Genomic DNA, 25,977 nt, shown 5'->3' on the forward strand with positions numbered 1-25,977 from the left:
TTTTCAGAAAGCTGATTTTGCATTTTCCGTTTAGTGCGCTGGCGAGTTGAGTCATCAGCGATAATCAGAACTCAAAAATTTATTAGTGCGAAATCTGCGCAAGGTCCTCTTCATTCAGACCGGTCATTTGCATAACCGTATTGCGATCCATGCCACTCTTCAGCATGGTGCGGGCAATTCTGAGGCTTGCTCCACGACTACCTTCTGTCCGTCCCTGTTCAATGCCCTGCTCAATGCCCTGCTCAATGCCTTTCTCAAGCCCTATCTGCTCAAGCTGTTGTGCGATAGTCATAAGCGCTTTCTCGTGTTGAGGCACTCGCTGTGCCAGCTCCCGTACAAAGATTTTGGCGTCCGATGTTTCGCCCGCCTGTACAATGTAGTGTACCAGCGTTATCACCTGTGATGAAGAGTGATAGCCAGCCCGCAAAATGGTTACCAGCCTGTCCATCAATTCTGCCAGATCCCGCTGACGGATATGCTTCTGCAGCAGGGTCAGAGCTGCCATGCTGCGATGTCGCATGATCTCATCGTCAGGGATCACCGTGACATCGACCAGCGGAAAACTACGGCTGTAAAGCCCGTCCGCCAGCGCCGGGTCGTCGAACTCATCCAGCCACCGGGTCGACCAGGGATAGGGAGTGCGTCTGCCAGTGTAAAACAGGACGGGTATAACCAGCGGCAACCGCATATGCCCTGCGTCAAGATGGCGCTGCATGGCAGCCACTGCATAGCGCATCAGCCGAAATGCCATATGTTTGTCAGGTGATGACTGATGCTCAATGAGTACATGGATATATCCATCGCCAGCGGTAGTTTTAAGGCTATAAATCACGTCACTGAAGTACTGCCGCAAATCATCCTCAACAAACGACCCCGACTCCAGCTTCAGCTTCAGCGTGCTGAGATCACAGCGTACGCGCAGATGTGGCGGCAAATGCAGCGCCATAAAATTCCGGGCAATATCCGGCTGAGTCAGAAATTGCCGGAATGTGGCATCATGAGGCACAGGCGTGCTGTTCTTCTTTTTCACTGGCCAGAATCCTTTCTGTTCCTGAAGCGCTTACAACGGCTGATTGAGCCAGCAAAAGGCGCTAATTCCTGAAGCGCGCGAATGTTTTAAGTACTGATGGAAATAACGAAACTCATACCCTGATGACTAAACCGCGTAAAACGCTTTACCTGAATTTTACGAGGTTGCTCTGAATATCGGCCTGTGTTGGACATTTACACTATTCCACCTGACTTAGCTCACCACATTAATCGGCTCACCCTGAATAAAAGCTGCGATATTGGCCATCACACCAGCCACCAGATTCTCAACGCCGCTGCGGCTTGCCCAGGCAATGTGCGGCGTCAGCAGCAGGTTGGGCAGATCCGCCAGCAGCGGGTTATCCGGCGCGGGCGGTTCGCTGCTCAGCACATCCAGTGCCGCGCCACCAATCTGCCCCTGCTTTAACGCGGCAGCTAAATCGGCCTCGTTAATCAGTCCGCCACGAGCGGTATTTATCAGCAGCGCCTGTGGCTTCATTTTACCCAGCGACTCGCGGTCAATCATCTGGCGGGTGCTGTCACTCAGCGGGCAGTGCAGTGAAATGATATCGCTGGTCGCCAGCATCTGCTCAAAGCTGACATAACCGTCACGCAGCCGATCACTGCCTTTGCGCTCGGCGTACTGTACCTGCATTCCCAGCGCCTGGGCCAGTCTGCCAACCGCCTGACCGATGTCGCCTTTGCCCACGATACCCAGCATGGCACCGCCAATGTCCCCTATCGGCTGACGATGCAGACAAAAATGCCGGGCCTGTGGCCAGTCGATGCGCGTATTGCTGGCATAAGCCATCAGCTGACGACGCAGGGAGAAAATCGCGGCGATTACCGCTTCTGAAACACTCTGAGTTGAATAGCCTGGAACATTACTGACCACGATGCCCTGTGCGCGACAGGCTTCTGGATCGATACAGTCATATCCCGTCGCAGCGACACAGATAAAACGCAGTTCAGGCAATTGTTGCAGTGTGTCAGCCCGTAACGGCACCTTATTGGTGATAGCGACAGTCGCGCCCGCCAGCGAAGACACAATGTCATCAGCCGGGGTCTGCGCGCGAATCTCCCAGTCAGCCTGCTGTTGACCGGTCGGCAGGGGTAACGGCAGCGTGCCACCATCCAGCATTACAATTTTCATGTTTACTCCTTCATCGGGTTTGGTTAAACCGCAGGCGAATCATTAATGTTATTTGTATGTACGCTGCGGGTAACAGGTAAGTTAAATGATGCTGAAATTAAAGTGAAAATGTTCAAAGAGTGCGAATTTTTTCGGAACAGATGCCACTTTATTTAACCCTTTTATCCCCTTCGCGTTACACTGCCACCCAGAATTCTGACCCCTGACGTCCGTTAAAATAATGCCGAGATCTTCACTCAGACAACGACTCACCGCCGGTATTGCGATACTGGCCGTGCTGCTGTTGTTTGTTGCCCCGATGATCTCAAAGAATCTGGCTGAGCATCGCGCCGGCATGCACGATGCCTCTGTTATGAGTGCGGAAATGCCGATGATGGATCATCACAGCGAGATGTCCATGGCGGACCATGGGATGATGGATACGGGCTTTGCCTGTGGCTACTGCGATTTACTGGTCCATGTTCCGCTGATGCTATGGGTATTTATCCCGTTCATCTGGTGGATGTGCCTGATCAGCCGCGCCCCACCCCCCGGTGCTATCAATCCGCCCCAATGGCGACGGCTGTTGCGCCTTCATCGACCGCGCGCGCCACCCTTTATTGCGTTACACCCACTACTTACCGATCCGATTGCGTGACAACGTCACCTGATCGCCTTTGTCTTTTGAAAAGTGTGGAATGCTATGTCCTCTTCTCAGGAAATTTCCCCTGCACCGCGCGGCACGGTGTTTAATCTCTTTCGCCGCCTGCATTTTTATATCGGCCTGTTTATTGCGCCGTTTATTTTCGTCGCCGCACTCACCGGTACGCTCTACGTTCTGACGCCGCAACTGGAACAGGCTATTTACCATGATGCCCTGACCACTAAAGCGCAGGGTGTGGCACAACCGCTGTCTGCCCAGATTGCCGCCGCGCGAGCCCGTGCCGGTGAATCAGCACGCATATACGCTGTGCGTCCCGCACCGGGTCCGCAGGACACCACCCGCGTGCAGTTTGCCGAGCCGCAGCTTGGCCCATCGGAGTCACGATCGCTGTTTATTGATCCCTACACCCTGCAGGTGAAAGGCGATATGACGGTGTATGGCACCAGCGGTGTGTTGCCACTGCGCATGTGGCTGGATCAGCTGCATCGCGGCCTGTTGCTGGGTGATGTTGGCCGTAACTACAGTGAACTGGCAGCCTCCTGGCTGTGGGTCGCCGCGCTGGGTGGGATCGTCTTATGGTCCGGCACCCGGCCACCGCGCACCCGCAGTAAAACACGGGGCGGCTTCGCAGCGACCCGTCACTGGCATGTCACGTTGGGGCTGTTGCTGGCTATCGGTCTGGTGTTCTTTTCAGTAACCGGGCTGACCTGGTCACAGTGGGCAGGCAATAATATTGAAAAGATGCGCAGCGACTTTGGCTGGAAAACGCCGCAGGTTAATACCGCACTAAACGGCAACGCGCCCGCTGAAGCTGCCGATCCCCATGCTGACCATCGCGGCGCGATGGAGGGGATGACCATGTCCGGAATGACCATGCCGGCCAAAACCGCCGCGCCGGTAATTCTCAATCAGCCGAATACCAGCTGGGATCAGGCGCTGGCAGCGGCGCGTCAGGCCGGGCTGCAAGCCACGAAGCTGGAGCTGCGCCAGCCTAAGAACACTGAACAGGCGTGGACGGTTTCGGAGATTGACCGCAGCTGGCCAAGCCAGGTCGATGCGGTTTCCCTCAATCCGGTTGATTTCAGTGTGGTCGATCGCGTTGAGTTCGCCAGCTTCCCGCTGGTGGCGAAACTGACCCGCTGGGGCGTGGATGCGCATATGGGCGTGCTGTTTGGCCTGCCTAATCAGCTGATTCTGGCGCTGTTTGGTTTTGGACTCTGCACAATGATTGTGCTGGGCTACCGCATGTGGTGGATTCGTCGCCCGGCTGTTCCGCAGCTCAACCCCTCGCAGACGCTGTTATCCGCCTGGCTGGCGCTACCGCGCTTTGCGCAGGGCACCAGCCTGATAGTGATGCTGGCGCTGGGATATGCGCTTCCCGTTATGGGTATCAGCCTGCTGGTGCTGGTGCTGCTGGATATTCAGCGCTGGCGCAGCGCACAGCGCGCCGCGGTCGTCCGCGTGGATGTCGCCCCGGACAAACAGTCGCCGCTTGCCATCGTCCAGTCGCGTTTTGCCGGGAAGCGCAAAGAGATGCGCTATTTTCTGCGCAGTGTGACGGTACTGGCGCTGATTGTCATTACGGTGATGGCGAATGCGATGATTGGCGGAGTGATTGATCAGTATCAGATCCCCTTCAGTCACTGGTCGCTGACCATGTATATCACCCAGGCGATGATGATCCTGCTCTACTCCACGGTCTTTACCGGGCTGTTGTCAATTCCACTCTGGTATTTCTTCCTCGGTGAGAGCGACGAACAGGGCAAGTAGGCTGGCAAGACACTAACCCTCTATTATTCAAAATAACTGACGAAGCCGGGCAAAACTCCCGGCTTCTCATTCTCCGCCTGAGGTCTATGATCGTTGTTATGAGTCACTTTATTTGAGAGCAAATCATGAACATTGTGCGAGCTAATCCTGAACAACTGTTTGAGTACGGTCCGTTTACCGTCCGTCGCCAGCGTCCTGGCGAGGCGTTAAGCCCGCTGGTCAGTGTTGATCTGATGTCGCTAAAACTCGATGCCCGGATTCCAATGCAGCAGCATCAGGATGAAGACGTTTTCACCTACCTGTGGCGGGGTTCGATGCAGCATCAGGACAGTAATGGCGAACGTACCCAGCTCTCTGCAAAACGCGTGATGGTGGTGAATGCGGGTGATGGCGTTCAGTACGAAGAGTCGGTGCCGTTATATGAAGCGGAGCTGTTACAGGCAGTTATCCGGCCTGCACAGCGGGGCGGTGAAGCGATGACCCAGGTGCTGGAGCGCGATCAGGGCATTATGACCAATGGCTGGACCGAACTGGCCGGGCCGGAAGAGTCTGATGCGCCGCTGGAACTGCGCCAGGAAGTCTACATCTTCGACACACTGCTGGAACGCAACCAAACGCTGGACGTGCCGTCGATGCCGGGCTTTGTCGCTTATCTCACCGTGCTTGAAGGGATTATTCGCGTCGGCGATCAGCGACTGGGTCGCGGTGATGCCGTCAGCGGGCTGGATCCCAGCATTGAGATCGTGGGCGATCGGGATGCCAATCTGGTCTGCTTCCTGGTAAAGCCCGATAATTTTGCATAAAAAAAGCGCGGGAACGTTTCCGCGCTCAGGTCCTGCTTAATACAGATTAAAGCGTACTATGTTGCTGCATCGCCTGAACCCGTTTATAGGCATGATCGAACTGACGTACATCATCGCGCAGCCAGTGGCGTTGCGTCAGTGGTGCATCATCCAGCGCCTGCGGCAGCGGCACACCCGCCAGCGATCCCCGGCAGCAAAAGGCGCGTGCCAGCGTTGGGGTGGCAATGCCGATGTAACGGGCAAATTCAGGTAATGTCATCAGTGCTGTACTCATTTAACACCTCCTGTAAACATATTCTCCTCTGCATTTTCAGGCCAAATCCTGAATGCTTTTATTGATCTGAAACATAGATGTGGTACTAATCTTCTGCCTGCTAATGAAAGCGTTCACCGCGCCAGACGCAAACCGAGAAAGAAGTGAGGAACCTGTGCGCCATTACGGATTGATGATTGCTCTGCTGTTTTCCGGCTTTGCCACCGCTCACACCCTGACCCCCGGTCAGCCTGTACCGCCTGTCTACGTTGCCGATAAAGGCGAAATGGTGCTGAATCAGGGCGACATAAATTATCAGCGCTGGAGCAGTCAGACCCTGACAGGAAAAGTGCGTCTGGTGATTCATGTGGCGGGGCGTCTTTCAGCAAAAGATCAGAGTGCACGATTAATCGAAGCCATTCAGCAGGCCAGGCTGCCGCGTGACCGATTCCAGACGACCACCATTGTGAATACTGACGATGCGCTGCCCGGCAGTGCCATGTTTGTGGTGCGCAGCATCGCATCCAGTAAAAAAGCGGCACCGTGGCAACAATTTATTATCGACAGCAGTGGCGTAACCGCTCACAGCTGGCATCTTCAGCCAGAAAGCGCGTCAGTGGTGGTGATTGATCCGGCAGGCATTGTGCGTTTTGCTAAAGATGGCGCATTATCTGCGGAGGATGTTGCCAGCGTGATGAAACAGCTGCGCGCATTACTGGGTTGATTCACGCATAATGCTCGTCCGGCTATCGCCGTAAAACGCGGAATGCTACTGAATTCACCGACATTTTTATCATCGTGAACTACGCTTAGTTGTAATGGATTTACCCGCCGTTCTTTGAAAACCTGCCAACTATGCTATGGCAGTCGGGGACGATTATTGAAGATGGCATCGAATCATTCGACCTGCTGTGACTTCCTCTGTAGATAAGGACAGCCATGATGACGGTCTGTGCAGAACAACACGTCAATTTCATACACAGCGATGCAGCCAGCCTGTTGAACGACATTGAGCAACGGCTTGATCAGCTTTTACCGGTTGAAAGCGAACGTGACTTAGTGGGTGCGGCGATGCGCGACGGTGCACTGGCACCAGGAAAGCGAATCCGTCCGCTCCTGCTATTGCTGGCAGCGCGCGATCTGGGCTGCAACGCAACACCTGCCGGTCTGCTGGATCTCGCCTGTGCGGTGGAGATGGTGCATGCCGCATCACTGATTCTGGATGACATGCCCTGCATGGACGATGCGCAACTGCGTCGCGGACGTCCGACCATTCATTGCCAGTATGGTGAACATGTCGCGATTCTGGCCGCGGTGGCTCTGCTGAGTAAGGCATTCGGCGTGGTCGCTGCGGCAGAAGGCTTACCAGCCACCGCCAGAGCGGACGCTGTCGCAGAATTATCCCACGCCGTCGGAATGCAGGGGCTGGTACAGGGGCAGTTTAAAGATCTCTCCGAAGGTGACAAGCCACGCAGCGCTGACGCCATTCTGATGACCAATCACTTTAAAACCAGCACCCTGTTCTGTGCCTCCATGCAGATGGCCTCTATCGTGGCTGAAGCCTCAGGTGAAGCCCGCGAACAGCTGCACCGTTTTTCGCTTAATCTTGGTCAGGCTTTTCAACTGCTTGACGATCTCACTGACGGTATGGCCGACACCGGTAAAGATGCCCATCAGGATGACGGGAAATCGACGCTGGTGAATCTGCTGGGGCCACAGGCGGTTGAAACGCGACTGCGCGACCACCTGCGCTGCGCCAGCGAGCATCTGCTATCGGCCTGCCAGGACGGTTATGCCACACATCATTTTGTTCAGGGCTGGTTTGAGAAAAAACTCGCTGCCGTCAGTTAAGGATGCTGCATGAGCCACTTTGCGGTCATTGCACCGCCCTTCTATAGCCATGTGCAGGCGCTTGCGCATCTTAGCCAGGCCTTAATCGCACGCGGACACCAGATTACTTTCATCCAGCAGACGGACGTTAGCGCGCTACTCACTGACAGTCGGATCGGCTTTTTCCCGCTGGGTTTAGCTTCGCACCCGGCAGGCAGCCTGGCTCATACCCTGCAACTGGCGGCGCACCCTCTCGGCCCCTCGATGCTGAAACTGATCAACGAGATGGCCCGAAGCACCGATATGCTCTGTCGTGAACTGCCCGTCGTGCTGAACACCCTGGCGATTGATGGCGTGATCGTCGATCAGATGGAGCCAGCCGGTGCACTGGCGGCAGAAGCGCTTAACCTGCCTTATGTTTCGGTTGCCTGTGCGCTGCCACTTAACCGTGAAGCAGATTTCCCGCTGGCCGTGATGCCGTTTGACTATGCCAGGACCGATCAGGCACGGGAACGCTATCGCACCAGTGAAAAAATCTATGACTGGCTGATGCGACGTCACGATCGGGTAATCGCCCGCAACGCCCATGCGATGGGATTAGCGCCACGCGAAAAACTGCATCACTGTTTTTCACCGCTGGCGCAGATTAGCCAGCTGATCCCGGAGCTGGATTTTCCTCGCAAGGCGCTGCCCGATCATTTCCATCCGGTTGGCCCGCTTCGTGCTACGGAACCGAAACCCGCCGCGTCACAGCCACGCTATTTCCCGCATGGCGAGAGACCGCGCATTTTTGCTTCACTCGGCACGCTGCAGGGACATCGCTATGGCCTGTTTAAAACTATCGTCCGCGCTTGCCAGGAGATCGACGCTCAGTTATTGCTGGCGCATTGCGGTCGGCTTTCGCCTTTCCAGGCGGAGAAACTGGCGCAGGCCAGCCATGTTCAGGTGGTCGATTTTGCTGACCAGGCTGCTGCGCTGGCGCAGGCCGATCTTGCCATTACGCACGGTGGCATGAACACGGTGCTGGATGGGATTAACCATCTGACGCCGCTGCTGACGATCCCGCTGGCCTTTGATCAGCCGGGTGTGGCTGCCAGAGTGGTCTGGCACGGTATCGGACGTCGCGCCTCACGCTTTACCACCAGCCACTCGATGGCGCGTCAGCTCCAGACCTTACTGGCTGATCAAAGCTACGTTGAGCAGATGAAAACGCTGCGTGACGCACTTCGTCAGGCCGGCGGGACAACCCTGGCGGCAGATATCGTCGAGCAGGCGATGCTGACCCGTCAACCGGTGTACGCCAGGAGAGACTATGCCGCGGTATGATCTGATTCTGGTGGGCGCGGGGCTGGCTAACGGACTGATCGCCCTGCGCCTGCACCAGCAGCGCCCCGGCCTGCGCATTCTGCTGATTGACGCCGACAGTGAACCGGGCGCCAGTCACACATGGTCATTTCATGCGGAAGATCTCACCGAAACGCAGCATCGCTGGATCGCTCCGCTGGTGGTACATCACTGGCCCGGTTATGAGGTCCGCTTTCCGCAACGCAAGCGTAGCCTCAACAGTGGCTATTTTTGCGTGACCGCGGAGCGCTTCGCGCAGGTCATCCGCGACAGGTTTGCGCCGGATCTGCTGCTGAACACCCGGGTTTCGAGCATCGCTTCACGCGCGGTCACGCTGGATGATGGCCGGGTACTGGAAACTGACGCGGTGATCGATGGTCGGGGCTACCAGCCCGATGCCGCACTGCGCATGGGCTTTCAGTCCTTTGTCGGGCAGGAGTGGCAGCTCAGTGCGCCACATGGTCTGACCGCACCGATTATCATGGACGCGACGGTGGATCAGCAGGCAGGCTATCGCTTTGTCTACAGCCTGCCCTTTTCTGCAGACACCCTGCTGATTGAAGATACCCACTATATTGATAACGCCACGCTGGAAGGCGATCGCGCCCGTCAGAACATCCGTGACTATGCCGCACAGCAGGGCTGGCAGTTAAACCGGCTGTTGCGCGAAGAGCAAGGCGCATTGCCGATTACGCTGACCGGCGACGTGGCGGCCTTCTGGCAGGAACGCGATCTGCCCTGCAGCGGTTTGCGCGCCGGGTTATTCCATCCCACCACCGGCTATTCTCTGCCGCTGGCGGTCGCGCTGGCTGACCGGCTGGCGCAGATGCAGACGTTTACCTCTGAGACCCTGCAAGCCACCATTCAGCATTTCGCCAGTCAGGCTTGGCAGCAGCAGCGTTTTTTCCGCATGCTGAACCGTATGCTGTTTCTGGCGGGCCCGGCTGACCAGCGCTGGCAGGTAATGCAACGTTTTTACGGCCTTCCCGAAGGTCTGATCGCCCGTTTTTATGCGGGAAAACTCACTTTGCCTGATCGGCTGCGCATCCTAAGCGGCAAGCCCCCGGTTCCCGTTCTGGCGGCGTTACAGGCTATCATGACTCCTCACCGTCAACAGGCGATGCAATGAATAGAACTACAGTAATTGGCGCAGGCTTTGGTGGTCTGGCTCTGGCCATTCGCCTTCAGGCGTCAGGCATTCCCACCCGACTGCTGGAGCAGCGTGACAAGCCAGGCGGCCGGGCTTATGTCTATCAGGATCAGGGCTTCACCTTTGATGCCGGCCCCACGGTAATTACCGATCCCAGCGCCATTGAAGAGCTGTTCACCCTGGCGGGTAAAAAGCTCTCTGACTATGTCGAGCTGATGCCGGTGAAGCCGTTTTATCGCCTCTGCTGGGAGTCCGGCAAGGTGTTCAGTTATGACAACGATCAGCCCGCACTGGAAGCGCAGATTGCCGCGTTTAATCCGCGTGACGTTGAAGGCTATCGGCGCTTTCTGGCCTATTCCCGAGCGGTGTTTGCTGAAGGCTATCTGAAGCTTGGCACCGTGCCGTTTCTGTCATTCCGCGATATGCTGCGGGCCGCGCCACAGCTGGCAAAACTTCAGGCGTGGCGCAGCGTTTACAGCAAAGTGGCGAGCTACATTGAAGACGAGCATCTGCGCCAGGCCTTCTCATTCCACTCACTGCTGGTGGGCGGAAATCCCTTTGCCACTTCCTCAATCTATACCCTGATTCATGCGCTGGAACGTGAATGGGGCGTCTGGTTCCCGCGCGGTGGCACGGGCGCGCTGGTGCAGGGCATGGTGAAACTGTTTGAAGATCTCGGCGGCGAAGTGGAGCTTAATGCCAGCGTTGCCCGGCTGGAGACCCAGGAAAACAGGATTACCGCGGTGCACCTGAAAGATGGCCGGGTCTTCCCGACCCGCGCAGTTGCTTCCAACGCAGATGTGGTTCACACCTACCGCGAACTGCTGAGCCAGCACCCCGCTTCGCAGGCGCAGGGACGATCACTGCAGAACAAACGCATGAGCAACTCGCTGTTTGTGATCTATTTTGGCCTGAATCATCATCACGATCAGCTGGCACACCACACGGTCTGCTTTGGACCGCGCTACCGTGAGTTGATTGATGAGATCTTTAACAAAGATGGCCTGGCAGATGACTTCTCACTTTATCTGCATGCGCCCTGCGTGACCGATCCCTCGCTGGCACCGGAAGGCTGCGGCAGCTACTACGTGCTGGCACCCGTGCCGCATCTCGGCACCGCCGATATCGACTGGGCTGTTGAAGGTCCTCGCCTGCGTGATCGCATTTTCGACTATCTGGAACAGCACTACATGCCGGGTCTGCGCAGCCAGCTGGTGACGCACCGCATCTTCACGCCGTTTGATTTCCGCGATGAGCTGAATGCGTATCAGGGCTCGGCGTTCTCGGTGGAGCCAATCCTGACACAAAGCGCCTGGTTCCGGCCTCACAACCGCGATAAAAATATCAATAATCTCTATCTGGTCGGTGCAGGCACCCATCCTGGCGCGGGTATTCCAGGCGTAATTGGCTCGGCCAAAGCCACCGCAGGATTGATGCTGGAGGATCTGGCTTGAAGAGTCCGTCACTACTCGATCATGCTGTAGATACCATGGAGGTGGGATCGAAAAGCTTTGCCACTGCGTCAAAACTGTTTGATGCCAAAACGCGACGCAGTGTGCTGATGCTCTACGCCTGGTGTCGTCACTGTGATGATGTGATTGACGATCAGGTTCTGGGATTCAGTAACGATACGCCATCGCTGCAATCTGCCGAACAGCGCCTGGCGCAGCTGGAAATGAAAACGCGTCAGGCCTATGCCGGATCGCAGATGCATGAGCCCGCTTTTGCTGCCTTTCAGGAGGTGGCAATGGCACACGATATTCTGCCTGCTTACGCTTTTGATCATCTGGCGGGGTTTGCGATGGACGTGCATGAGACACGCTATCAGACGCTGGATGATACGCTGCGTTACTGTTACCACGTCGCGGGCGTGGTTGGCCTGATGATGGCGCAGATTATGGGCGTACGCGACAACGCCACGCTGGATCGTGCCTGCGATCTCGGTCTGGCGTTTCAGCTGACCAATATTGCGCGCGATATCGTTGAAGATGCTGAAGCAGGACGCTGCTATCTGCCCGCTGCATGGCTGGCTGAAGAGGGGCTGACCCCAGAGAATCTCGCCGAGCCGCAACATCGCCAGGCACTAAGCCGCGTCGCCCGTCGGCTGGTAGAAACGGCAGAGCCCTATTATCGATCGGCATCGGCTGGCCTGCCGGGTTTACCGCTGCGTTCAGCGTGGGCGATTGCTACCGCGCAGCAGGTCTATCGTAAAATCGGTATGAAGGTAGTGCAGGCGGGTTCACAGGCGTGGGATCAACGCCAGTCCACCAGCACGCCAGAGAAACTGGCACTGCTGGTGGCGGCATCGGGTCAGGCGGTTACTTCCCGGGTGGCGCGTCACGCTCCACGCCCCGCTGACCTCTGGCAGCGCCCCGTTTAACGCCATGACGTTCTCGCAGCGTCGCCTGCAGTTTTGACAGCGGCGGCGCGTAAAGAAAGCCAAACGAGACACAGCCCTCTTTGCCTCGTACCGCATGATGCAGGCGGTGCGCCATATACAGTCTGCGTAAATAACCCCGGCGCGGAACATAGCGGAATGGCCAGCGCTGATGCACCAGTCCGTCATGCACAATAAAATAGAGCAGGCCGTAGAGCGTCATACCCGCACCGATCCACTGCAACGGCCAGACACCCGTGCTGCCCAGATAGATGAGCAAAATCGACAGAGCGGCGAACACCACAGCATAGAGGTCGTTAACCTCAAACCAGCCTTTATGCGGCTCATGATGTGACAGATGCCAGCCCCAACCCCAGCTATGCATAATGTATCTGTGCGCCAGTGCAGCCGTTATCTCCATGCCGATAACAGTGACCAGAACAATCAGGGCATTCCAAATCCACAACATAGTTTCTCCCGAACATGCATCCTGCAAAGTGGCGCAGAGGTTCAATTTTAACAGAGATTGGCGAAAACAGCGGATCGGGTGTGCCGGTTTTAACGATTGCTGCAGGAGATGGCCCAGATAATGATTGTGCCAGCGCTCAGAGTAGAGACGTGTGGCGCATTCAGCATGCATCACACAGCCCGCACCTGTAATGCATGGCCTGAACAGCCTAGTTATAAACCAGGTTAAAGGTCACCGTGCTATCCGCTTTGCCCGCCATAACCTGCCCGTCAGTCTGAATATATTGCGCGTTAAAGGCCATTGATGCCACCTGACTGGCTGATGAGACCGTGGTCAGGACCGGCAACTGGTCGGTTGAAACATTCAGCGGCACACGCTGACCTTCAGGGACCTGCAGGCCCGGCCCATAGGTCAGGGCGATGCCCACACCCGAAGCAGAGTCGCTCTGTGGCGTCAGACTAAGGGCATCTTTATCACCGGCGGTAGCCATACCGAAGAAGCCCACTTTAACCGCTGCGCTGTGTTCACACATCACCTGAATCTGAAAACCTTTTTCACTTCCCGCCCGGCTACCGATACCCCTGAACTCCGCCTTACTCACTTTTCCCATCGCCACATTAATCACGGACTGGGAGGTGACAACGGCACAACTGCCATATTGCACGCTAAAGCTGGAGAGGAAGATCTGCGGCTTATCATTGATCGGCTGACTACTGGCTGCACTATCCCCCACCTTTAAACTGGCATTGCCAATATTCACCTCACCGACATTGGCCGGTTGATTGCCAGGATTAAGCGGCGATTGCTGGCCCGGGATTTTATAGAAGACCACATAGGACTGAAGTGTAATGTCATGAGCAGAATTCAGCTGTGGGCCGGTCTGTGAATTACAAATCGAGCTGATTTTGCCCTTGCCGCTGGTATCAGAGAAGGTACCGGCGCACCAGGAGGGCTCTCTGAAACCGATAGCGAATCCAATGCTGTCTGCTCCTGGTACACGATATATTGGCGTATTATGACCCCCCGCAATATTCGTCTGTAAACCTGACTCTTCGGCGTTAATCTCAAACCCCAGATCCTTGTAGTTATAGCCCTGCTCACCGCTATTTTTATTACAGGTAAAGGCATTACTACTTTGCAGAGGCATCTGCGCCGAGATGGGTGTGCCATCGGCTGCGCCAGGCACATAGTTTACGCTATGTACCTGCACCACCACCTGACTGATACCCTGACAGGACTCCTGCCCCAGCGCGGACAAACAAAAAAGCGCCGGAATCATCGGTAGGACCCCTTTCATTAAACGCAGAACCGATTTCATCGTTAATTCCTGTGTATTACTGGCAAAGCGCCGGAACCAGATTGACCGGATTAGTGCCGGTAGCCGCGGGCAGATGGAATGGCGTGCGACAGCTTTTCTGCACCCCTTCCTCCTGCCAGTTCACCTCGATAACGCCATGAGCCGGTACGCCACTCAGATAAAGTTCGCCCTTTTCAGCGACGATGCCACGGGTAAAACTGCCTTTGCCTTCTGCCGCAAGCGCGATCTGACCAGCCGCACCGAAAGGCGGAAAGGCGTTGCGATACGTAAGGGTGAACAGCACCCTGCTACCCACATGAGTGACGTAGTCAGCCATCACAATCGCTCCACGCGTCGGGATCGCTTTTTGTCCAGCCAGTTCGACGTCAACGTTGTCGGGCAGCGTATCCGTTTCCAGTTCAATAGAATTTTCCTGATAGGGCGAGAGTGAAGGCACAATCGCATAACCGCGGCGATCGGTAAGCACATTGCTGCTGCTCTGAATGCCTACATCTGCCGTATCCGGCACCCGGACAATCGCGAAAGTATCGCCCAGCGGCTGGCTCAACGTAATACCGTGTTCATGCGCGACGATGCCGCCCGACAGACCATAGTTAAACTGGCTGCTGTGCCGATCGTGACTGAGCCCGACGCTGACGCTGCCGCGACTGCCGCGATAGTCCAGCGAGCCATTGCTGTTTACGTTCTGTCCCTGACTGTCATGGCCCTGTTGCAGGTTGTAGTGCAGGTTATTGTCTTGTAACGCGCTGCCCGACAGGCTGACCTGCTGAGACACATCCCCATCATTGGTGGCATTCATGCTGTAGCTGACGGAACTTTCTGGCAGCAGTACGCTAAAAGGAATTGAGACATTGAACGAGACCGCACTATCAGCTTTACGGGCACTGGTCGAGTCTGTGTAAAACCAGGCAACGCCCCAGGAAATGGCGTTGTAATTGCTGTAGAAGCCCAGATGCAGGGTGCGATCTTCACTGTCTGATCGCCAGTAGCGCTGTACATACGCAGAGGCGCTGAGGTTGCCATAATCACCAATACCCTGAGAAATTGATATTTCTGAGCGACTACGCTTGTTTGCCACATAGCTTGCCGGACTGGTCATCGCATTGGCTTCGCTGAAGGCGTAAAAACCGCTGGAAGAGTAGCGATAGCTTGCCATGCTGAACGTGGTATTGGTGGAGGCGAAATTTTTCTGATACTGCGCACGCACCGACTGACCCCTCCGGCTTTGTCCTTCCGGCATACGGGTTGTTGCCAGCGTCACATCGGTTTCCAGCGAGCCAAAATCGCCCAGACTTTTCCCCAGGCCCGTCGCCACAGCGTGATAGTTCTGCGCGAGCTGCACGCCACCAAAGGCGGTTAAGTCATGCGGTAATCCATAGAACAGCGTGGATTGCACAAACTCAGGCGAACGCAGAGGGTTACTACCTGAATAGTGATAACGGCCGCCACTGACACTGTATTTCAGATGCCCCTGACGCAGCATATAAGGAACAGCAGAGTAAGGCTGGGTGAAGGTGCGTACAGAGCCATCGCTTTCATGGAGGGTGATCTCAAGGTCACCACTCTGCGCAGTGGGATAGAGATCTTTGATCTCGAATGCGCCGGGTGCGACCACGGTTTCATATATCACATAGCCATGCTGGCTAACCGTTACGCGCGCATTGCTGTGGGCGATGCCATGGATCACCGGCGCAAAGCCGCGCTGACTTTCCGGAAGCATGGTGTCATCAGACCTAATCTGCATACCGCGAAACTGCACGCTGTCAAAAACGTCGCCGGAGGTATAAGTATCACCCACTCTGAATTGGCTCTTCAGAGTCTTAAGATCCCGCTCCAGAAAGGTGGTCTGAGACTGCCATTGACTGACCTGATCGTAGCGCCATGTGGAAGTGTTTCGCAGCCGCCATGCACCCAGATTGGCCCCGCTGCGCAGGCTGAGTAGCGTCGAGCTCCAGTGGTCACTCTGATTACGGCTGCTGCTGCCAGACAGGGTATAGTTCACAAAGGCCGCCGGTACACCCTCATCCCAGCGAGCAGGATCGACATAATCGCGATCTTTCACCATCAGCGCGATCTGTGGAATCGAAAGGTTTAGTTGCTGGTGCGCAAAATCAAAATGGGTCGATGCATCGGGAATGACATCGCCTAATTCTTCGATGATCTCATCTTGCTTCAGGTGGGTGAGCGCGGAAAAACCCTTAACGTTTACGCCCATCCCGGCAAGTTCTGCCACTGTCAGTTGTGGAACCAGTCCGGCTCTGCCCTGCGCGAAGCTGACGTCGCGACTATCAATAACGCGGTTGTTGAGCAACAGCGTGACATGATACATGCCGGGTTGCTGTCCTCCCTCACGAGCAAAATAGTGGAGATCGGTGGCGTTATGTTGATCGGATGAAAATTCCAGCGCCGCCGGGTCAAAATAGTCATCCGCATGTGCTTCACGCAGCGGGCAGAACAAAATCAGCATTAAACCCGGTACCCCAGCCAGCCAGGGAGAGGCATATAGCGGCTTTGCGCGCCTTCTCTTTCCTCTCTGAGCGTACTGATTGACTTTCACTATTGATGGCCCCGGATTCAAAAAAATTACAAACAACAATTAGCGCGTTCGTTGCTCTGTGATGCCGCCATAGTCGTTGATTGCAGACCAACTCACCGCGCCGTAATCAGCTACGCGCCAGTGACGATCTTCACCCGGGCCAATCATGCCCGGATCCTGAATCACATGATGATTAACGCTGAGCGAATAAAATGAGACAAAGTAGGGCGTTGGATTATGCGCAATCAGCTGATTGCCTTCATGCCGGAATATCAGTTGCTGCCAGGCATCAGCCTGATTACCCGCCAGCCCTTTTGGACGATAAAAAAGCTTAAATTTCGATTTAATATTGACCTGAAGCTGGTTATTTTTCTCGCGCGGCATCGGTGAAATAGATTTCACATTCAGCCAGAATACTGATTCACGATCTTTCGGCAGGGGCATCCCCAGATAATTAATTCTTAATAGATTCTCTTTTTCAGCATCGAGCCGGAATAACGGGGGTGTAACGATAAATGGCACCCGGGAATGATTACTTTGATCAACATTCTCTATCCAGGATTCAATCAGATACGGCGTATTTTTGTCCTGGTTGGTAACTGAAAGTGTCGCCTCCTTTTTGCCTTCCAAAAAAATAATACGCGTCCCTCCCATAACAACACCCGCATGGGCAGCCAGGCTCAGTATGCATGCAGAAAAGAGCGAAATAACCCTTATTACTTTAAACATAGTCATTTGTGCCATTGATATTTCGGAGGGAAAGCAGGGTTGCCCCTGCTATTCATTAGTTATAAACCATCACAAAGTTAGAGACTGAGTTGGCAGCACCGACAGCAATCGGTGCACCATCCGTTTTATAATCGGCAAAGAAATTTAAGTCGGCAGAACCGCCCTCAGTCGCAGTCACCACGTTGACCGCTCTGGAGACAGAGCCGACAGTAATCGGCGTACTGCGGTCAGCTTCATAAAGCTTGATTCCCACACCTGTCGCGCCACCGCTGGTCACTTTCAGCAGGGAGTTGTCACCACTATCTTTATCACCATCAAACAGCACAGCCACGGTTTTAACGGATGAAGGACAATCTTTCACAGAGATAGTAAATGGCGTTTGCGTTGTTTCGCTGCGGTTTTCGAAATACGATTTCGCCCATTTACCTAAATCAACGCTCTGGTTTTTACTGGCGGTCGAAACATCACAGGAAACATCCGTTATTTCACCGGAAAATTTCACTTCGCCACCTGCACCCTGTGTGCCGGCGGCTGATCCCGGATTAGGATTAATCGGTGAAGGACCATCAGCAGGCGTTGCTAATGCTGATGCGGACACCATAAGGCCAGCCAGTGCTACTGGCAGAATATTTTTTCTGATATTCATCAAACCTGTCTCTTTGCATTACATGCAGAGTGGCTGAAATTAACCACCTGATGGGTAGATATGCATTTATAGAAATGCGCCAACATAACAACCCGAGGTTTATTATGTTGCTGCTATATTAACTTGCCACGACTATATAAAAATTAAACGAACCGTTCAGGTCTATACGCAGAATATATATATCAATCATCTTTCTTGATCTATATCAGTTTAAGCAGGGAGAAAAATTAGTTATCAAAAAATACTTTTCACTAATAAGACACTTAAAATAAACCTCAAATATATATTTATTCCAGAATGCGAATAAATCAGAAGACCACTGGGTAAATTATGCGATAGTGACCGTTCTCAGCGATGATAAACAGCGGCTCATCCCGGTTTTACATCATCGGCCACGCACAGTTTACGGCTTGAGTTATTTTCACTGATGCAGTAAGCCAGTCAGCTCAGCTCAAAGCAAATCGTGATCCATCGGAGTACGAAAGGCGTGACGTGCGGCAACCATTAACTGACTGGCGGTGACGCTGGTAGGTAACCGCATCAGAATTTTGCTCGCCTGCCAGTAACAGAGCAGCATGACCTCATCCTCCTCTTTTTCTGCCAGTTCATGCAGCCGGGCGCGTAGTGATAACACATCAATGGTTTGCTGCTCATCCAGCATGTCAGAGATCGTCTGGTTGATGACGTGATAAAGAGTTTTCCAGGTGAGATCGGTATGCAAAATTAACCTCTTCTAACGCTTATCAGCTCCGGGCAAACAAACAGTCGTGAAGGCGCTTAAATGGCTTCACGCTGTAAAAGATTGCACAATGCTGACAACTATAGCTGCTCGTCAGCGGCTACGCCGTAGCCGGCAGTTGAAAATGCCAAAGTTGGCAATTCTAACGATTATTGGCCCTGCCTGTCGCCTATTACACGCGGCTCATCAGCTGATTGCTGTTTTTTGTAACAATTACGGCCGATTCTTAACTGGCTGATGTCAGAACGCTTTGCCAGGGTAAACAGATTTACCGTCTCGTTAATGTTCAAGGAGTAGTCGATGAGTCAGCACGCTGATGTACTGGTATGGGGCCACGGCCCTGAGATCTTTGAAGTCTTCCTGGAACCCACCTGTCCTTTTTCGGTACGCGCATTCAATAAATTAGACGCGTTACTAACGCATGCCGGTGAAGAAAACATCACCCTGAAGATCCGCCTGCAATCGCAGCCGTGGCATCTCTATTCCGGGCTGATCGTCCGCTATATCCTTGCCGCCGCCTGCGAAAGTAAAGCTGCGGCGAAGAAAGTGATGCAGGCAGTGGCCGATCATCGTGAAGAGTTTGAGTTCACCGATCACTGTACCGGCCCGAACCGCGATGCCACGCCGAATCAGATCCTCGCCCGCCTGAAAGCGTACAGTGGGGTGGATGCCAGCGCCGCATTTGATCAGCCCGACCTGCAGAACGCCATTAAATGGCACTGCAAGTATGCGCGTCAGAACGGTATTCACGTTTCACCGACCTTTATGGTTAACGGTCTGCTTCAGCCCGAAATCAGCAGCGGTGACGACATAGCGCACTGGGCGAGCTTTCTGATTCGTTAATCTTAGTGCGCGGCTGTGCCTGGCCGCGCCAGACACAGCCTCTCCTTTGCGATCACGCACACGCATACGCCCAAACTCAATATCCTGATAATTAAGCCTGTTTTCCCGTGGGGAGGCCGGGTAAGCTGTACCGATATCAGCAGCAGACGGTGGGAATAAAACCGCTGCTGTTCATCTTAACGGCACCGCTGGCCTGCATGGCGATAACCTGACGTTGCGCCGGGCCCGCACGCCCAATTCATTGAGGATTTGCTGATGACGATGACGCTGCAACAACTGCAGGACAAATATCCGGGTGCCTTCACAGATGCATTTGGTGACTCCCCGGAATTAGCCAGCGAGCTCGCAACGCTGATTATTGCCGGTAAGAAAGTAGCTACCTGCGGGTCGTTGCGGAGCTGGCAGGATCAGGAAGCATTGCCTCAACCGGGCGGTTACAGCATTGTGCTCAACGGCGAACAGCAGCCCGTCTGCGTGATCCGCACCACCGGATTGTTCCTGACGCGCTTTGATCGCGTCACGCCAGAGATGGCGATGCTGGAGGGTGAAGGCGATCTGAGCCTCGACCACTGGCGTCAGGAACATCAGCGCTACTTCGAGCGTGAAGGCTATTTTCACAGCGAAATGGAGCTGATCTTCGAGACGTTTCAGCTGGTCGAGGTAGTGTAAACCGGCACGCTACAGCGTGTTTGCCGCCACCAGCGCCAGTCGCGCAATCCCCCGCGCGGCGAGGTTCTCCGCGGCCTGGGCTGCGCGCATGCCACTGGCACACACCAGTACCACTCGCTGATCGACCGGCGGTTGCCAGGCCGCTATCTGCTGCGGCAGAATCCGCACCACCCGATCGGCCACACTGACCGGTGCTTCTTCCAGGCTGCGCAACTCGACTATGCAATCGTCCTCCATGAGCATGGCCCGATCAATAAAAGGCGTGCCGGGCGCGTCAGGCTCAGGCGCGTCGTCAAAACGAAACGGCCTGATATGCCAGTCTACAAAGTCGCAGTGGATCATGCAGCCGAGCGGTGACGGCGTCAGTTTCAGCAACACACTCAGCGCCATCTGCGCCTGCATTGCGCCCAGCGTTGCTACTGCCGGTCCCATGACGCCCGCCGTATTGCAGTTACCCGAGGCCGTGGGCAACTGCGGAAAGAGCGCGCGATAGCCAGGCGCACCGCCGCAAAATCCGCCTACATAGCCTTTGCGTCCCAGCACCGAAGAGCAGATCAGCGGCAGGCCTGCCGGATAACAGGCGTCGGAGAGCTGATAAGTCACAGCGAAGTTATCCGCCGCATCCACCACCAGATCGATTCCCTCCAGCGCCTGCGGCAGTTGACTGGCGCTTAGCGAATGTGGATGCGCCTCAACGTGGCAGTCAGGATTGCGCTGCGCCAGCGCACGCTGAGCGCAGATTGCTTTGGACTGACCTACATCGTCGACGCCAAACAGCGTCTGCCGGTGGAGGTTGTGCAGTTCAACCCTATCGCCATCGTAAAGCCGGATAAATCCCACGCCTGCGCCTGCCAGTAACGGCAGCAACGTTGCACTTAGCCCGCCTGCGCCCACCACCAGCACCTTTGCCCTGCTCAGCCGCTGCTGCCCCGCTTCACCAATCTCTGGCAACATCGTCTGTCGCTGATAACGCTCCATCGCCGCTCCTTAACTGAATTGTGCCAGACCAAAAATGGGCGTAGAGGCAGACGCCATGTCACGCTGCTCCATCAATCCCGCCTGAAACGCCTCGTGTCCGCCGTGGATCGCAGCAGCAAAAGCACCCGCCATGCGCACCGGATCGCGCGCTTTTGCCACCGCCGTGTTGAGCAGCACGCCATCAAAACCCATCTCCATCGCCTGCGCCGCCTGACCCGGTGCGCCAATGCCCGCATCAATAATCAGCGGCACATCTTTAAACCACGCACGCATAGCGCGCAGTCCTTCGATATTACGCAGCCCCTGGCCAGAGCCGATCGGCGCGCCCCAGGGCATCAGCACTTCACAGCCCGCTTCCAGCAATTTTTCGCCGACAATCAGATCTTCCGTGGTGTAGGGAAACACCTGGAACCCGTCAGCGCAGAGAATCCGCGCGGCCTCAACCAGCGCAAAAGGATCGGGCTGCAGCGTGTCGGCATGGCCAATCACTTCCAGCTTGATCCACGGTGTGTCGAACAGTTCGCGCGCCATCTGCGCCGTCGTCACCGCCTCTTTCACCGTGTGACAGCCCGCCGTATTCGGCAGAATACGTTTGTTGAGCTGTTGCAGCAGCGTGCGGAAAGCGCCGCCTTCATTGCCTTCCCGCCGCAGGCTGACGGTAATAATCTCCGCGCCAGACGCGTTGATCGCCTGATGCAGAATGTCCGGTGACGGATAACCGGCCGTGCCAAGCAGAAATCGGGATTGCGGAGTAAATTCATAGAACATGGTTAACCTCCCTGCATCGGTGACAGGATTTCGAGCTGGTTGCCCGCCTCAAGGTGCTGGCTGGCATAGCGGCTGCGGGGTACAAACTCCCCGTTCAGCGCGGTGGCGACGGTCCGCGGATCGATCTGCTGCTCTGCCATTAGCTCCGCCAGCGTCGTTGCGCCAGTTTCAATCGTGCGTCCATTCAGTTCAACGCGCATGAGTCATCTCCTGAGTCAGTTGCAGCATAAGTTTTTCAGCCATAATCGGGGCCAGCAAAAATCCGTGGCGGTAGAGGCCGTTAAGTGAGAAACGGCCATTGTCGTAGCGGACTTCCGGCAGGTTCTGTCGGTAGGCAGGACGCAGACCGGTGCCGCTCTCCACGATCCGCGCTTCGGCCAGCGCCGGATGCAGGCTGTAAGCGGCGCTGAGCAATTCCATCATCGCGCGGGCGCTGATCGGGCTGCTGTCGTGGCTTTCCACCATGGTGGCACCCAGCATGAAGTGGCCCCCGGCGCGCGGCACCAGATAGCAGGGAAAGCGCGGGTGCAGCAGCCGGACAGGACGGGAGAGTTGTACATCGGATGTGTGCAGGATCACCATTTCGCCCCGCACGGCGCGCAGGGCTGGCTGCCGATCGGAGGCGTGGATGCCACGGCAGTCGATGAGTTTGCCGCCGGGTTTACCACTGTGAAAGGGGACGCCAGCCTGTTGCAGTTTGTCGCGCAGTTGCTGCAAGGCGCGGCGCGGATCGAGATGCGCCTCTGCGGCGAAAAACAGGCCGCGGGCAAAGCGGTTTTCCAGCGCGGGTTCGATGTCACCGGGAGAGACCCACTGATGCTGCTGCGTCATGCTGGCGAAGCGCGTCAGTTCGCGGCTGTCACGCGGCGGGGCAACCACCAGCGTGCCCTGCTGTTCCACGCCATCAACGCGTTTCGCCCACCAGCTGGCCGCGTGCTGGCCCCATTCGATCACCTGTGGCGGTGCGCTTTCTGCTTCACACCAGGGCGCGAGCATGCCACCCGCCCAGTGTGAGGCTGCACGACAGTCAGGCTGAGTAATAACTTCGACGGTTTCTTCCCGCTCCAGCAGCAGCGTGGCGACACAAAGCCCGGCAACGCCGCTGCCGAGCACCGACCAGCGGCTCATGGTGTCCACCGGACAGGAAAAGAAAGATTCAGGATGAGATATTTCAATCTGGCCTCGTTATCAGTTAACGAAGACCCGTGATACAGAGGGAAAAGGCAGGAACGTTGCGAATGCGCCCCTGCGGCAAGTATCTGATGAGATACCCGTCTTCCTACGCCAGTATCAACTGGGTCAGGTTCTAAGGGTCGCTAAGCCGCGCGGTGCGCTATTAGCCTCTCAGTCTCTCTGGTGAGACTCCCCTGACGGGTTTAGTTGTAAGTTAAGCAGACAGCTTCGTCAAGCAGACGGCATGGAACCGCGTAAGAAAATCGGCCTTAACCGGCAGAACCGAAATGCCAGTCAGTGGCCATTGCCAGCGTCACAAAGGGTCCCGCCAGCGTCTGGTTGTGATGCGCATTAATCTTCTCCGCAGAAAGATGGGGATTATCGACGGTGGTGTGCGCATCGGAAATCAGTACGACATTAAAACCCAGCTCCGGGGCTGCCCGACAGGTGGTGTCAACACAGAACTCTGTTTTCATCCCCGCAATCACCAGTTGCTTAATGCCCTTTTGTCTCAGCTGAAGCTGCAAACCAGTATCCCTGAAACAGCTGGGATATCTTTTGGTGAAGACGACATCACTCTGCGGGTTGACCTGCAATTCCGGGATCAGGCGCGTCAGCGGGCTTTGCTCGTTAAAAAGGGAATCATCGGGGCCGATATGGCGTGCGAAAAAGAAGGGGACGGCAGAAGCCCGGGCTTTAGTAATGAGAAGTGAGATATTCGACAAGATCGAATTTGCGGCAAAGGGAGCCTCAGGACCATTAAAAAGGCCCTGCTGCATGTCGATAATTAAAAGTGCACTTTCAGATGTCACCATGACCTGTCTCCATTCAGTTTTTAAGAACGGAGAACAGCTCCCCGTCCGGTTCGGCGGGGAGTGAGAATCTGTTGTGTCAGGTGCCAGTCACAGAGTCGCTCACGCCACCGCCAGAAGCGGTAGTGGTGGTGACGGTTGTGAAAGAGAGAACTGACATAAACATTTTCTGACCCTGAGTTAATGCGTTCGGTGAAGTCACCCTCAGAAGGATGGCGCTGACATCTACATTACCCTGTACGCCGTCGCTTTTAAAGCGCCTGCAGCGATTGGGTTACCGCGTCGGTTATTTCACGAATGCGCGGTTCGGCACGGCGATAGTACGTCCATTTCCCGACTTTGCTGGCTTCAACCAGCCCCGCATTGTGAAGTGCTTTCAGGCATAACGAGGTGGCGGGCTGTGATAAGCCCGCCTTGTCCTGTATGAGGCTGGCACAGACACCATACTGATCGAAGGGATAGAGCTGGGTATAGCCCGCAAACGCTTCGTCAGGATTTTTAAGCCACTTCAGCACTGCCACTCTGGTCGGGTTGGACAGTAACTTCAGGGCATTTTCGGGGGACATGCCGCCTCACAGAATATCAGGATGGGTAAAAAGGATAGTCAGTATAGCCTTTCTCAGTGCCGCCATACAGGGAGGCGTGATCGACCACATTCAGCGGAAATCCTGATTTAATCCGCGCGGGCAGATCGGGATTAGCGATAAATGAGCGGCCAAAACCAAACAGATCGCCCCAGCCTTTTTCCAGCACATGCTGCGCTTTTTCAGCCGTGTAGCGACCCGAATAGATGATCGGAGAGCGGAATGTTTCCCGCAGCGCGACACGAAAGCTCTCTGGCATCTCCGGGCTGTTGTCCCAGTCGGCTTCAGCAATGGAGAGATATCCAACTTCCAGCTCGTTCAGCAGTGCTGCTGCGCGGATGTAGGTCGCGTGTGGATCGCTTTCAACCAGACCGAGATAGACGCGCTCTTCGTCAGTACTGGTAAACAGAGGCGCAAATCTGACGCCAACGCGGTGGCTGCCAAATACTGAGCTGACCGCCTCAACGACTTCACGCAGGAAGCGCAGACGATTTTCAGCAGAGCCGCCATATTCATCCGTTCGGAAGTTGGTGTGCTCAGAAATAAACTGGTTAATCAGATACCCGTTGGCCGAATGCAGTTCCACACCGTCGAAACCGGCCGCTTTGGCATTCTCCGCCGCGCGTCGGTAAAGCTCTACGATCTCTTTAACTTCCGCTGTAGTCAGTGCGCGTGGCTCGCTGGGTGTGGTCAATATCCCGGCGCCTGGCCCGGTTTCAATAAATACCCGGACGTTATCGGCTGCGATGGCTGAAGGGGCAACGGGTGCCTGCTTGCCCGGCTGCAGTTCATTATGCGACACGCGGCCAACATGCCAGAGCTGGCAGAAAATCGTGGCCCCTTGCTGATGTACTGCCTCTGTAACCTTTTTCCAGCCGGCGATCTGCGCTTCGCTGTGGATCCCCGGCGTCCATGCATAGCCCTGCCCGCGAGGCTCAATCTGGGTGCCTTCGGTGATCATCAGCCCCGCACTGGAACGCTGGCGGTAATACTCCACCATCATCTCGCCGGGAATGTTGCCCGGTTGTTCACTGCGGCAGCGCGTCAGCGGCGGCAGTACAATACGGTTACGAAGCTGAAGGTCGCCCAGACTCAAGGGGGTAAAAAGTGACGGCATGACAAAAAGTCCTCTGATGTGTGAAGAGGCGACATTATATTTACACATTTAAATATGTAAATGTGTAATCTGTGCTTTTTGCCCGGAGCAGTTTCTGCGGTTTCTGGCAGAGGGTCACTTTCAGGGATGACTGTCAGGTAATATCTTTCCGGAAATGGTCTCTTTAATGCTGTTTTATGATGTATCTGCTGCGGTCAGCATGGCTAAATATCCTCTTGCCACGTCTGTTGTCACACCATTCATT

General features: G+C 55.4%; 27 protein-coding genes and 1 riboswitch. Of the genes, 11 read left to right on the forward strand and 16 right to left on the reverse strand.

The genetic code is table 11. From position 1 onward, the window contains the following. Positions 1 to 82: 82 nt before the first annotated feature. Both AC0T7J_RS12030 and AC0T7J_RS12035 read right to left on the reverse strand, forming a co-directional pair. Positions 83 to 1,030: an Rpn family recombination-promoting nuclease/putative transposase gene (locus AC0T7J_RS12030; protein WP_473794428.1), complete on the reverse strand. Its 948-nt coding sequence runs from the start codon at positions 1,028 to 1,030 to the stop codon at positions 83 to 85. 213 nt (positions 1,031 to 1,243) lie between these two features. Next, entirely contained in the window at positions 1,244 to 2,182 is a 939-nt protein-coding gene (locus AC0T7J_RS12035; RefSeq protein WP_473794429.1) for a D-2-hydroxyacid dehydrogenase, read from the reverse strand. Between the two features lie 220 nt (positions 2,183 to 2,402). On the opposite strand from AC0T7J_RS12035, the gene AC0T7J_RS12040 reads away from it, so the two are divergent. The 3 genes from AC0T7J_RS12040 to AC0T7J_RS12050 all read left to right on the forward strand — a co-directional run bounded on the left by AC0T7J_RS12040 (position 2,403) and on the right by AC0T7J_RS12050 (position 5,398). Then, positions 2,403 to 2,819, forward strand: a complete 417-nt coding sequence (locus tag AC0T7J_RS12040) for a DUF2946 domain-containing protein (RefSeq protein WP_473794431.1) — start codon at positions 2,403 to 2,405, stop codon at positions 2,817 to 2,819. Positions 2,820 to 2,864: 45 nt separating this feature from the next. Beyond that, positions 2,865 to 4,595: a DUF2534 family protein gene (locus tag AC0T7J_RS12045; protein WP_473794433.1), complete on the forward strand. Its 1,731-nt coding sequence runs from the start codon at positions 2,865 to 2,867 to the stop codon at positions 4,593 to 4,595. Positions 4,596 to 4,720: 125 nt separating this feature from the next. Next, positions 4,721 to 5,398, forward strand: coding sequence for a pirin family protein (locus tag AC0T7J_RS12050; RefSeq protein WP_473794434.1), 678 nt, complete (start codon positions 4,721 to 4,723; stop codon positions 5,396 to 5,398). A 46-nt stretch (positions 5,399 to 5,444) separates the two neighbouring features. On the opposite strand, the gene AC0T7J_RS12055 is transcribed toward AC0T7J_RS12050, so the two are convergent. Further along, positions 5,445 to 5,672, reverse strand: coding sequence for a hypothetical protein (locus tag AC0T7J_RS12055; protein WP_187506843.1), 228 nt, complete (start codon positions 5,670 to 5,672; stop codon positions 5,445 to 5,447). Positions 5,673 to 5,844: 172 nt separating this feature from the next. Between AC0T7J_RS12055 and AC0T7J_RS12060 the strand changes: the two genes are divergently transcribed. The 6 genes from AC0T7J_RS12060 (at position 5,845) to crtB (ending at position 12,355) form a co-directional block, all read left to right on the forward strand. Further along, entirely contained in the window at positions 5,845 to 6,375 is a 531-nt protein-coding gene (locus AC0T7J_RS12060) for a YtfJ family protein (protein WP_473794598.1), read from the forward strand. 218 nt (positions 6,376 to 6,593) lie between these two features. Then, complete coding sequence (locus AC0T7J_RS12065) at positions 6,594 to 7,502, forward strand: polyprenyl synthetase family protein (protein ID WP_473794600.1); 909 nt, start codon at positions 6,594 to 6,596, stop codon at positions 7,500 to 7,502. A 9-nt stretch (positions 7,503 to 7,511) separates the two neighbouring features. Beyond that, a complete protein-coding gene (locus tag AC0T7J_RS12070) occupies positions 7,512 to 8,807 on the forward strand; it encodes a glycosyltransferase (protein WP_473794436.1) in 1,296 nt (431 codons plus the stop codon). Further along, complete coding sequence (gene crtY / locus AC0T7J_RS12075) at positions 8,794 to 9,954, forward strand: lycopene beta-cyclase CrtY (RefSeq protein ID WP_473794438.1); 1,161 nt, start codon at positions 8,794 to 8,796, stop codon at positions 9,952 to 9,954. Before AC0T7J_RS12070 ends, crtY begins: the two co-directional genes overlap by 14 nt. Beyond that, entirely contained in the window at positions 9,951 to 11,429 is a 1,479-nt protein-coding gene (locus AC0T7J_RS12080) for a phytoene desaturase (protein ID WP_473794440.1), read from the forward strand. Before crtY ends, AC0T7J_RS12080 begins: the two co-directional genes overlap by 4 nt. Then, positions 11,426 to 12,355, forward strand: coding sequence for a 15-cis-phytoene synthase CrtB (gene crtB, locus AC0T7J_RS12085; RefSeq protein ID WP_473794442.1), 930 nt, complete (start codon positions 11,426 to 11,428; stop codon positions 12,353 to 12,355). Before AC0T7J_RS12080 ends, crtB begins: the two co-directional genes overlap by 4 nt. Here the strand turns inward: crtB and AC0T7J_RS12090 are convergent. The 6 genes from AC0T7J_RS12090 to AC0T7J_RS12115 form a co-directional block, all read right to left on the reverse strand. After that, on the reverse strand, positions 12,294 to 12,821 hold the full coding sequence (locus tag AC0T7J_RS12090; protein ID WP_473794444.1) for a sterol desaturase family protein: 528 nt from the start codon (positions 12,819 to 12,821) through the stop codon (positions 12,294 to 12,296). The genes crtB and AC0T7J_RS12090 overlap by 62 nt on opposite strands. 208 nt (positions 12,822 to 13,029) lie before the next feature. Then, positions 13,030 to 14,139, reverse strand: a complete 1,110-nt coding sequence (locus AC0T7J_RS12095) for a fimbrial protein (RefSeq protein ID WP_473794446.1) — start codon at positions 14,137 to 14,139, stop codon at positions 13,030 to 13,032. 16 nt (positions 14,140 to 14,155) lie between these two features. Beyond that, a complete protein-coding gene (locus tag AC0T7J_RS12100; RefSeq protein ID WP_473794448.1) occupies positions 14,156 to 16,606 on the reverse strand; it encodes a fimbria/pilus outer membrane usher protein in 2,451 nt (816 codons plus the stop codon). A gap of 129 nt (positions 16,607 to 16,735) precedes the next feature. After that, positions 16,736 to 17,404 (reverse strand): fimbrial biogenesis chaperone, encoded by a 669-nt coding sequence (locus AC0T7J_RS12105; protein WP_473794602.1) that lies wholly within the window; start codon positions 17,402 to 17,404, stop codon positions 16,736 to 16,738. A 55-nt stretch (positions 17,405 to 17,459) separates the two neighbouring features. Then, positions 17,460 to 18,050 carry a fimbrial protein gene (locus AC0T7J_RS12110; RefSeq protein ID WP_473794604.1) on the reverse strand — a complete coding sequence of 197 codons (591 nt, stop codon included), beginning with the start codon at positions 18,048 to 18,050 and terminating at the stop codon, positions 17,460 to 17,462. Between the two features lie 451 nt (positions 18,051 to 18,501). Further along, positions 18,502 to 18,771 carry a hypothetical protein gene (locus AC0T7J_RS12115; RefSeq protein ID WP_337030038.1) on the reverse strand — a complete coding sequence of 90 codons (270 nt, stop codon included), beginning with the start codon at positions 18,769 to 18,771 and terminating at the stop codon, positions 18,502 to 18,504. Positions 18,772 to 19,089: 318 nt separating this feature from the next. On the opposite strand from AC0T7J_RS12115, the gene AC0T7J_RS12120 reads away from it, so the two are divergent. Then, entirely contained in the window at positions 19,090 to 19,632 is a 543-nt protein-coding gene (locus AC0T7J_RS12120) for a DsbA family protein (RefSeq protein ID WP_473794450.1), read from the forward strand. A gap of 255 nt (positions 19,633 to 19,887) precedes the next feature. Continuing rightward, on the forward strand, positions 19,888 to 20,301 hold the full coding sequence (locus AC0T7J_RS12125) for an ASCH domain-containing protein (protein ID WP_010247476.1): 414 nt from the start codon (positions 19,888 to 19,890) through the stop codon (positions 20,299 to 20,301). A 9-nt stretch (positions 20,302 to 20,310) separates the two neighbouring features. Here AC0T7J_RS12125 and AC0T7J_RS12130 read toward each other — a convergent pair whose 3' ends face one another. The 7 genes from AC0T7J_RS12130 to AC0T7J_RS12160 all read right to left on the reverse strand — a co-directional run bounded on the left by AC0T7J_RS12130 (position 20,311) and on the right by AC0T7J_RS12160 (position 25,733). Continuing rightward, positions 20,311 to 21,279, reverse strand: coding sequence for a HesA/MoeB/ThiF family protein (locus AC0T7J_RS12130; protein WP_473794452.1), 969 nt, complete (start codon positions 21,277 to 21,279; stop codon positions 20,311 to 20,313). A 9-nt stretch (positions 21,280 to 21,288) separates the two neighbouring features. Beyond that, a complete protein-coding gene (locus AC0T7J_RS12135) occupies positions 21,289 to 22,047 on the reverse strand; it encodes a thiazole synthase (RefSeq protein ID WP_473794454.1) in 759 nt (252 codons plus the stop codon). Positions 22,048 to 22,049: 2 nt separating this feature from the next. Beyond that, on the reverse strand, positions 22,050 to 22,247 hold the full coding sequence (thiS, locus tag AC0T7J_RS12140) for a sulfur carrier protein ThiS (RefSeq protein WP_473794456.1): 198 nt from the start codon (positions 22,245 to 22,247) through the stop codon (positions 22,050 to 22,052). Continuing rightward, positions 22,237 to 23,175 (reverse strand): FAD-dependent oxidoreductase, encoded by a 939-nt coding sequence (locus AC0T7J_RS12145; protein WP_473794457.1) that lies wholly within the window; start codon positions 23,173 to 23,175, stop codon positions 22,237 to 22,239. The genes thiS and AC0T7J_RS12145 overlap by 11 nt, the downstream gene beginning before the upstream one ends. A 131-nt stretch (positions 23,176 to 23,306) precedes the next feature. Next, positions 23,307 to 23,426: riboswitch (TPP riboswitch) on the reverse strand. Between the two features lie 63 nt (positions 23,427 to 23,489). Beyond that, positions 23,490 to 24,035 (reverse strand): cysteine hydrolase family protein, encoded by a 546-nt coding sequence (locus AC0T7J_RS12150; RefSeq protein ID WP_473794458.1) that lies wholly within the window; start codon positions 24,033 to 24,035, stop codon positions 23,490 to 23,492. A 248-nt stretch (positions 24,036 to 24,283) separates the two neighbouring features. After that, the gene (locus tag AC0T7J_RS12155; protein ID WP_010247494.1) at positions 24,284 to 24,598 is read right to left on the reverse strand and encodes an ArsR/SmtB family transcription factor; all 315 of its coding nucleotides are present in this window, start codon (positions 24,596 to 24,598) and stop codon (positions 24,284 to 24,286) included. A gap of 16 nt (positions 24,599 to 24,614) precedes the next feature. Continuing rightward, the gene (locus AC0T7J_RS12160; RefSeq protein WP_473794459.1) at positions 24,615 to 25,733 is read right to left on the reverse strand and encodes an alkene reductase; all 1,119 of its coding nucleotides are present in this window, start codon (positions 25,731 to 25,733) and stop codon (positions 24,615 to 24,617) included. Positions 25,734 to 25,977: the final 244 nt, after the last annotated feature.

Source organism: Pantoea sp. E956-1, assembly GCF_982223955.1.

What these genes read in the sequence shown, in the direction of transcription:
- AC0T7J_RS12145 (WP_473794457.1), bottom strand. Translation starts at nt 23,175, where the DNA reads ATGAGCCGCTGGTCGGTGCTCGGCAGCGGCGTTGCCGGGCTTTGTGTC.
- AC0T7J_RS12150 (WP_473794458.1), bottom strand. Translation starts at nt 24,035, where the DNA reads ATGGTGACATCTGAAAGTGCACTTTTAATTATCGACATGCAGCAGGGC.
- AC0T7J_RS12070 (WP_473794436.1), top strand. Translation starts at nt 7,512, where the DNA reads ATGAGCCACTTTGCGGTCATTGCACCGCCCTTCTATAGCCATGTGCAG.
- AC0T7J_RS12090 (WP_473794444.1), bottom strand. Translation starts at nt 12,821, where the DNA reads ATGTTGTGGATTTGGAATGCCCTGATTGTTCTGGTCACTGTTATCGGC.
- AC0T7J_RS12045 (WP_473794433.1), top strand. Translation starts at nt 2,865, where the DNA reads ATGTCCTCTTCTCAGGAAATTTCCCCTGCACCGCGCGGCACGGTGTTT.
- AC0T7J_RS12125 (WP_010247476.1), top strand. Translation starts at nt 19,888, where the DNA reads ATGACGATGACGCTGCAACAACTGCAGGACAAATATCCGGGTGCCTTC.
- AC0T7J_RS12110 (WP_473794604.1), bottom strand. Translation starts at nt 18,050, where the DNA reads ATGAATATCAGAAAAAATATTCTGCCAGTAGCACTGGCTGGCCTTATG.
- AC0T7J_RS12065 (WP_473794600.1), top strand. Translation starts at nt 6,594, where the DNA reads ATGACGGTCTGTGCAGAACAACACGTCAATTTCATACACAGCGATGCA.
- AC0T7J_RS12155 (WP_010247494.1), bottom strand. Translation starts at nt 24,598, where the DNA reads ATGTCCCCCGAAAATGCCCTGAAGTTACTGTCCAACCCGACCAGAGTG.
- AC0T7J_RS12035 (WP_473794429.1), bottom strand. Translation starts at nt 2,182, where the DNA reads ATGAAAATTGTAATGCTGGATGGTGGCACGCTGCCGTTACCCCTGCCG.
- AC0T7J_RS12080 (WP_473794440.1), top strand. Translation starts at nt 9,951, where the DNA reads ATGAATAGAACTACAGTAATTGGCGCAGGCTTTGGTGGTCTGGCTCTG.
- AC0T7J_RS12120 (WP_473794450.1), top strand. Translation starts at nt 19,090, where the DNA reads ATGAGTCAGCACGCTGATGTACTGGTATGGGGCCACGGCCCTGAGATC.
- thiS (WP_473794456.1), bottom strand. Translation starts at nt 22,247, where the DNA reads ATGCGCGTTGAACTGAATGGACGCACGATTGAAACTGGCGCAACGACG.
- AC0T7J_RS12040 (WP_473794431.1), top strand. Translation starts at nt 2,403, where the DNA reads ATGCCGAGATCTTCACTCAGACAACGACTCACCGCCGGTATTGCGATA.
- AC0T7J_RS12130 (WP_473794452.1), bottom strand. Translation starts at nt 21,279, where the DNA reads ATGGAGCGTTATCAGCGACAGACGATGTTGCCAGAGATTGGTGAAGCG.
- crtY (WP_473794438.1), top strand. Translation starts at nt 8,794, where the DNA reads ATGCCGCGGTATGATCTGATTCTGGTGGGCGCGGGGCTGGCTAACGGA.
- AC0T7J_RS12050 (WP_473794434.1), top strand. Translation starts at nt 4,721, where the DNA reads ATGAACATTGTGCGAGCTAATCCTGAACAACTGTTTGAGTACGGTCCG.
- AC0T7J_RS12060 (WP_473794598.1), top strand. Translation starts at nt 5,845, where the DNA reads ATGATTGCTCTGCTGTTTTCCGGCTTTGCCACCGCTCACACCCTGACC.
- AC0T7J_RS12100 (WP_473794448.1), bottom strand. Translation starts at nt 16,606, where the DNA reads ATGCTGATTTTGTTCTGCCCGCTGCGTGAAGCACATGCGGATGACTAT.
- AC0T7J_RS12135 (WP_473794454.1), bottom strand. Translation starts at nt 22,047, where the DNA reads ATGTTCTATGAATTTACTCCGCAATCCCGATTTCTGCTTGGCACGGCC.
- AC0T7J_RS12105 (WP_473794602.1), bottom strand. Translation starts at nt 17,404, where the DNA reads ATGTTTAAAGTAATAAGGGTTATTTCGCTCTTTTCTGCATGCATACTG.
- AC0T7J_RS12055 (WP_187506843.1), bottom strand. Translation starts at nt 5,672, where the DNA reads ATGAGTACAGCACTGATGACATTACCTGAATTTGCCCGTTACATCGGC.
- AC0T7J_RS12160 (WP_473794459.1), bottom strand. Translation starts at nt 25,733, where the DNA reads ATGCCGTCACTTTTTACCCCCTTGAGTCTGGGCGACCTTCAGCTTCGT.
- AC0T7J_RS12095 (WP_473794446.1), bottom strand. Translation starts at nt 14,139, where the DNA reads ATGAAATCGGTTCTGCGTTTAATGAAAGGGGTCCTACCGATGATTCCG.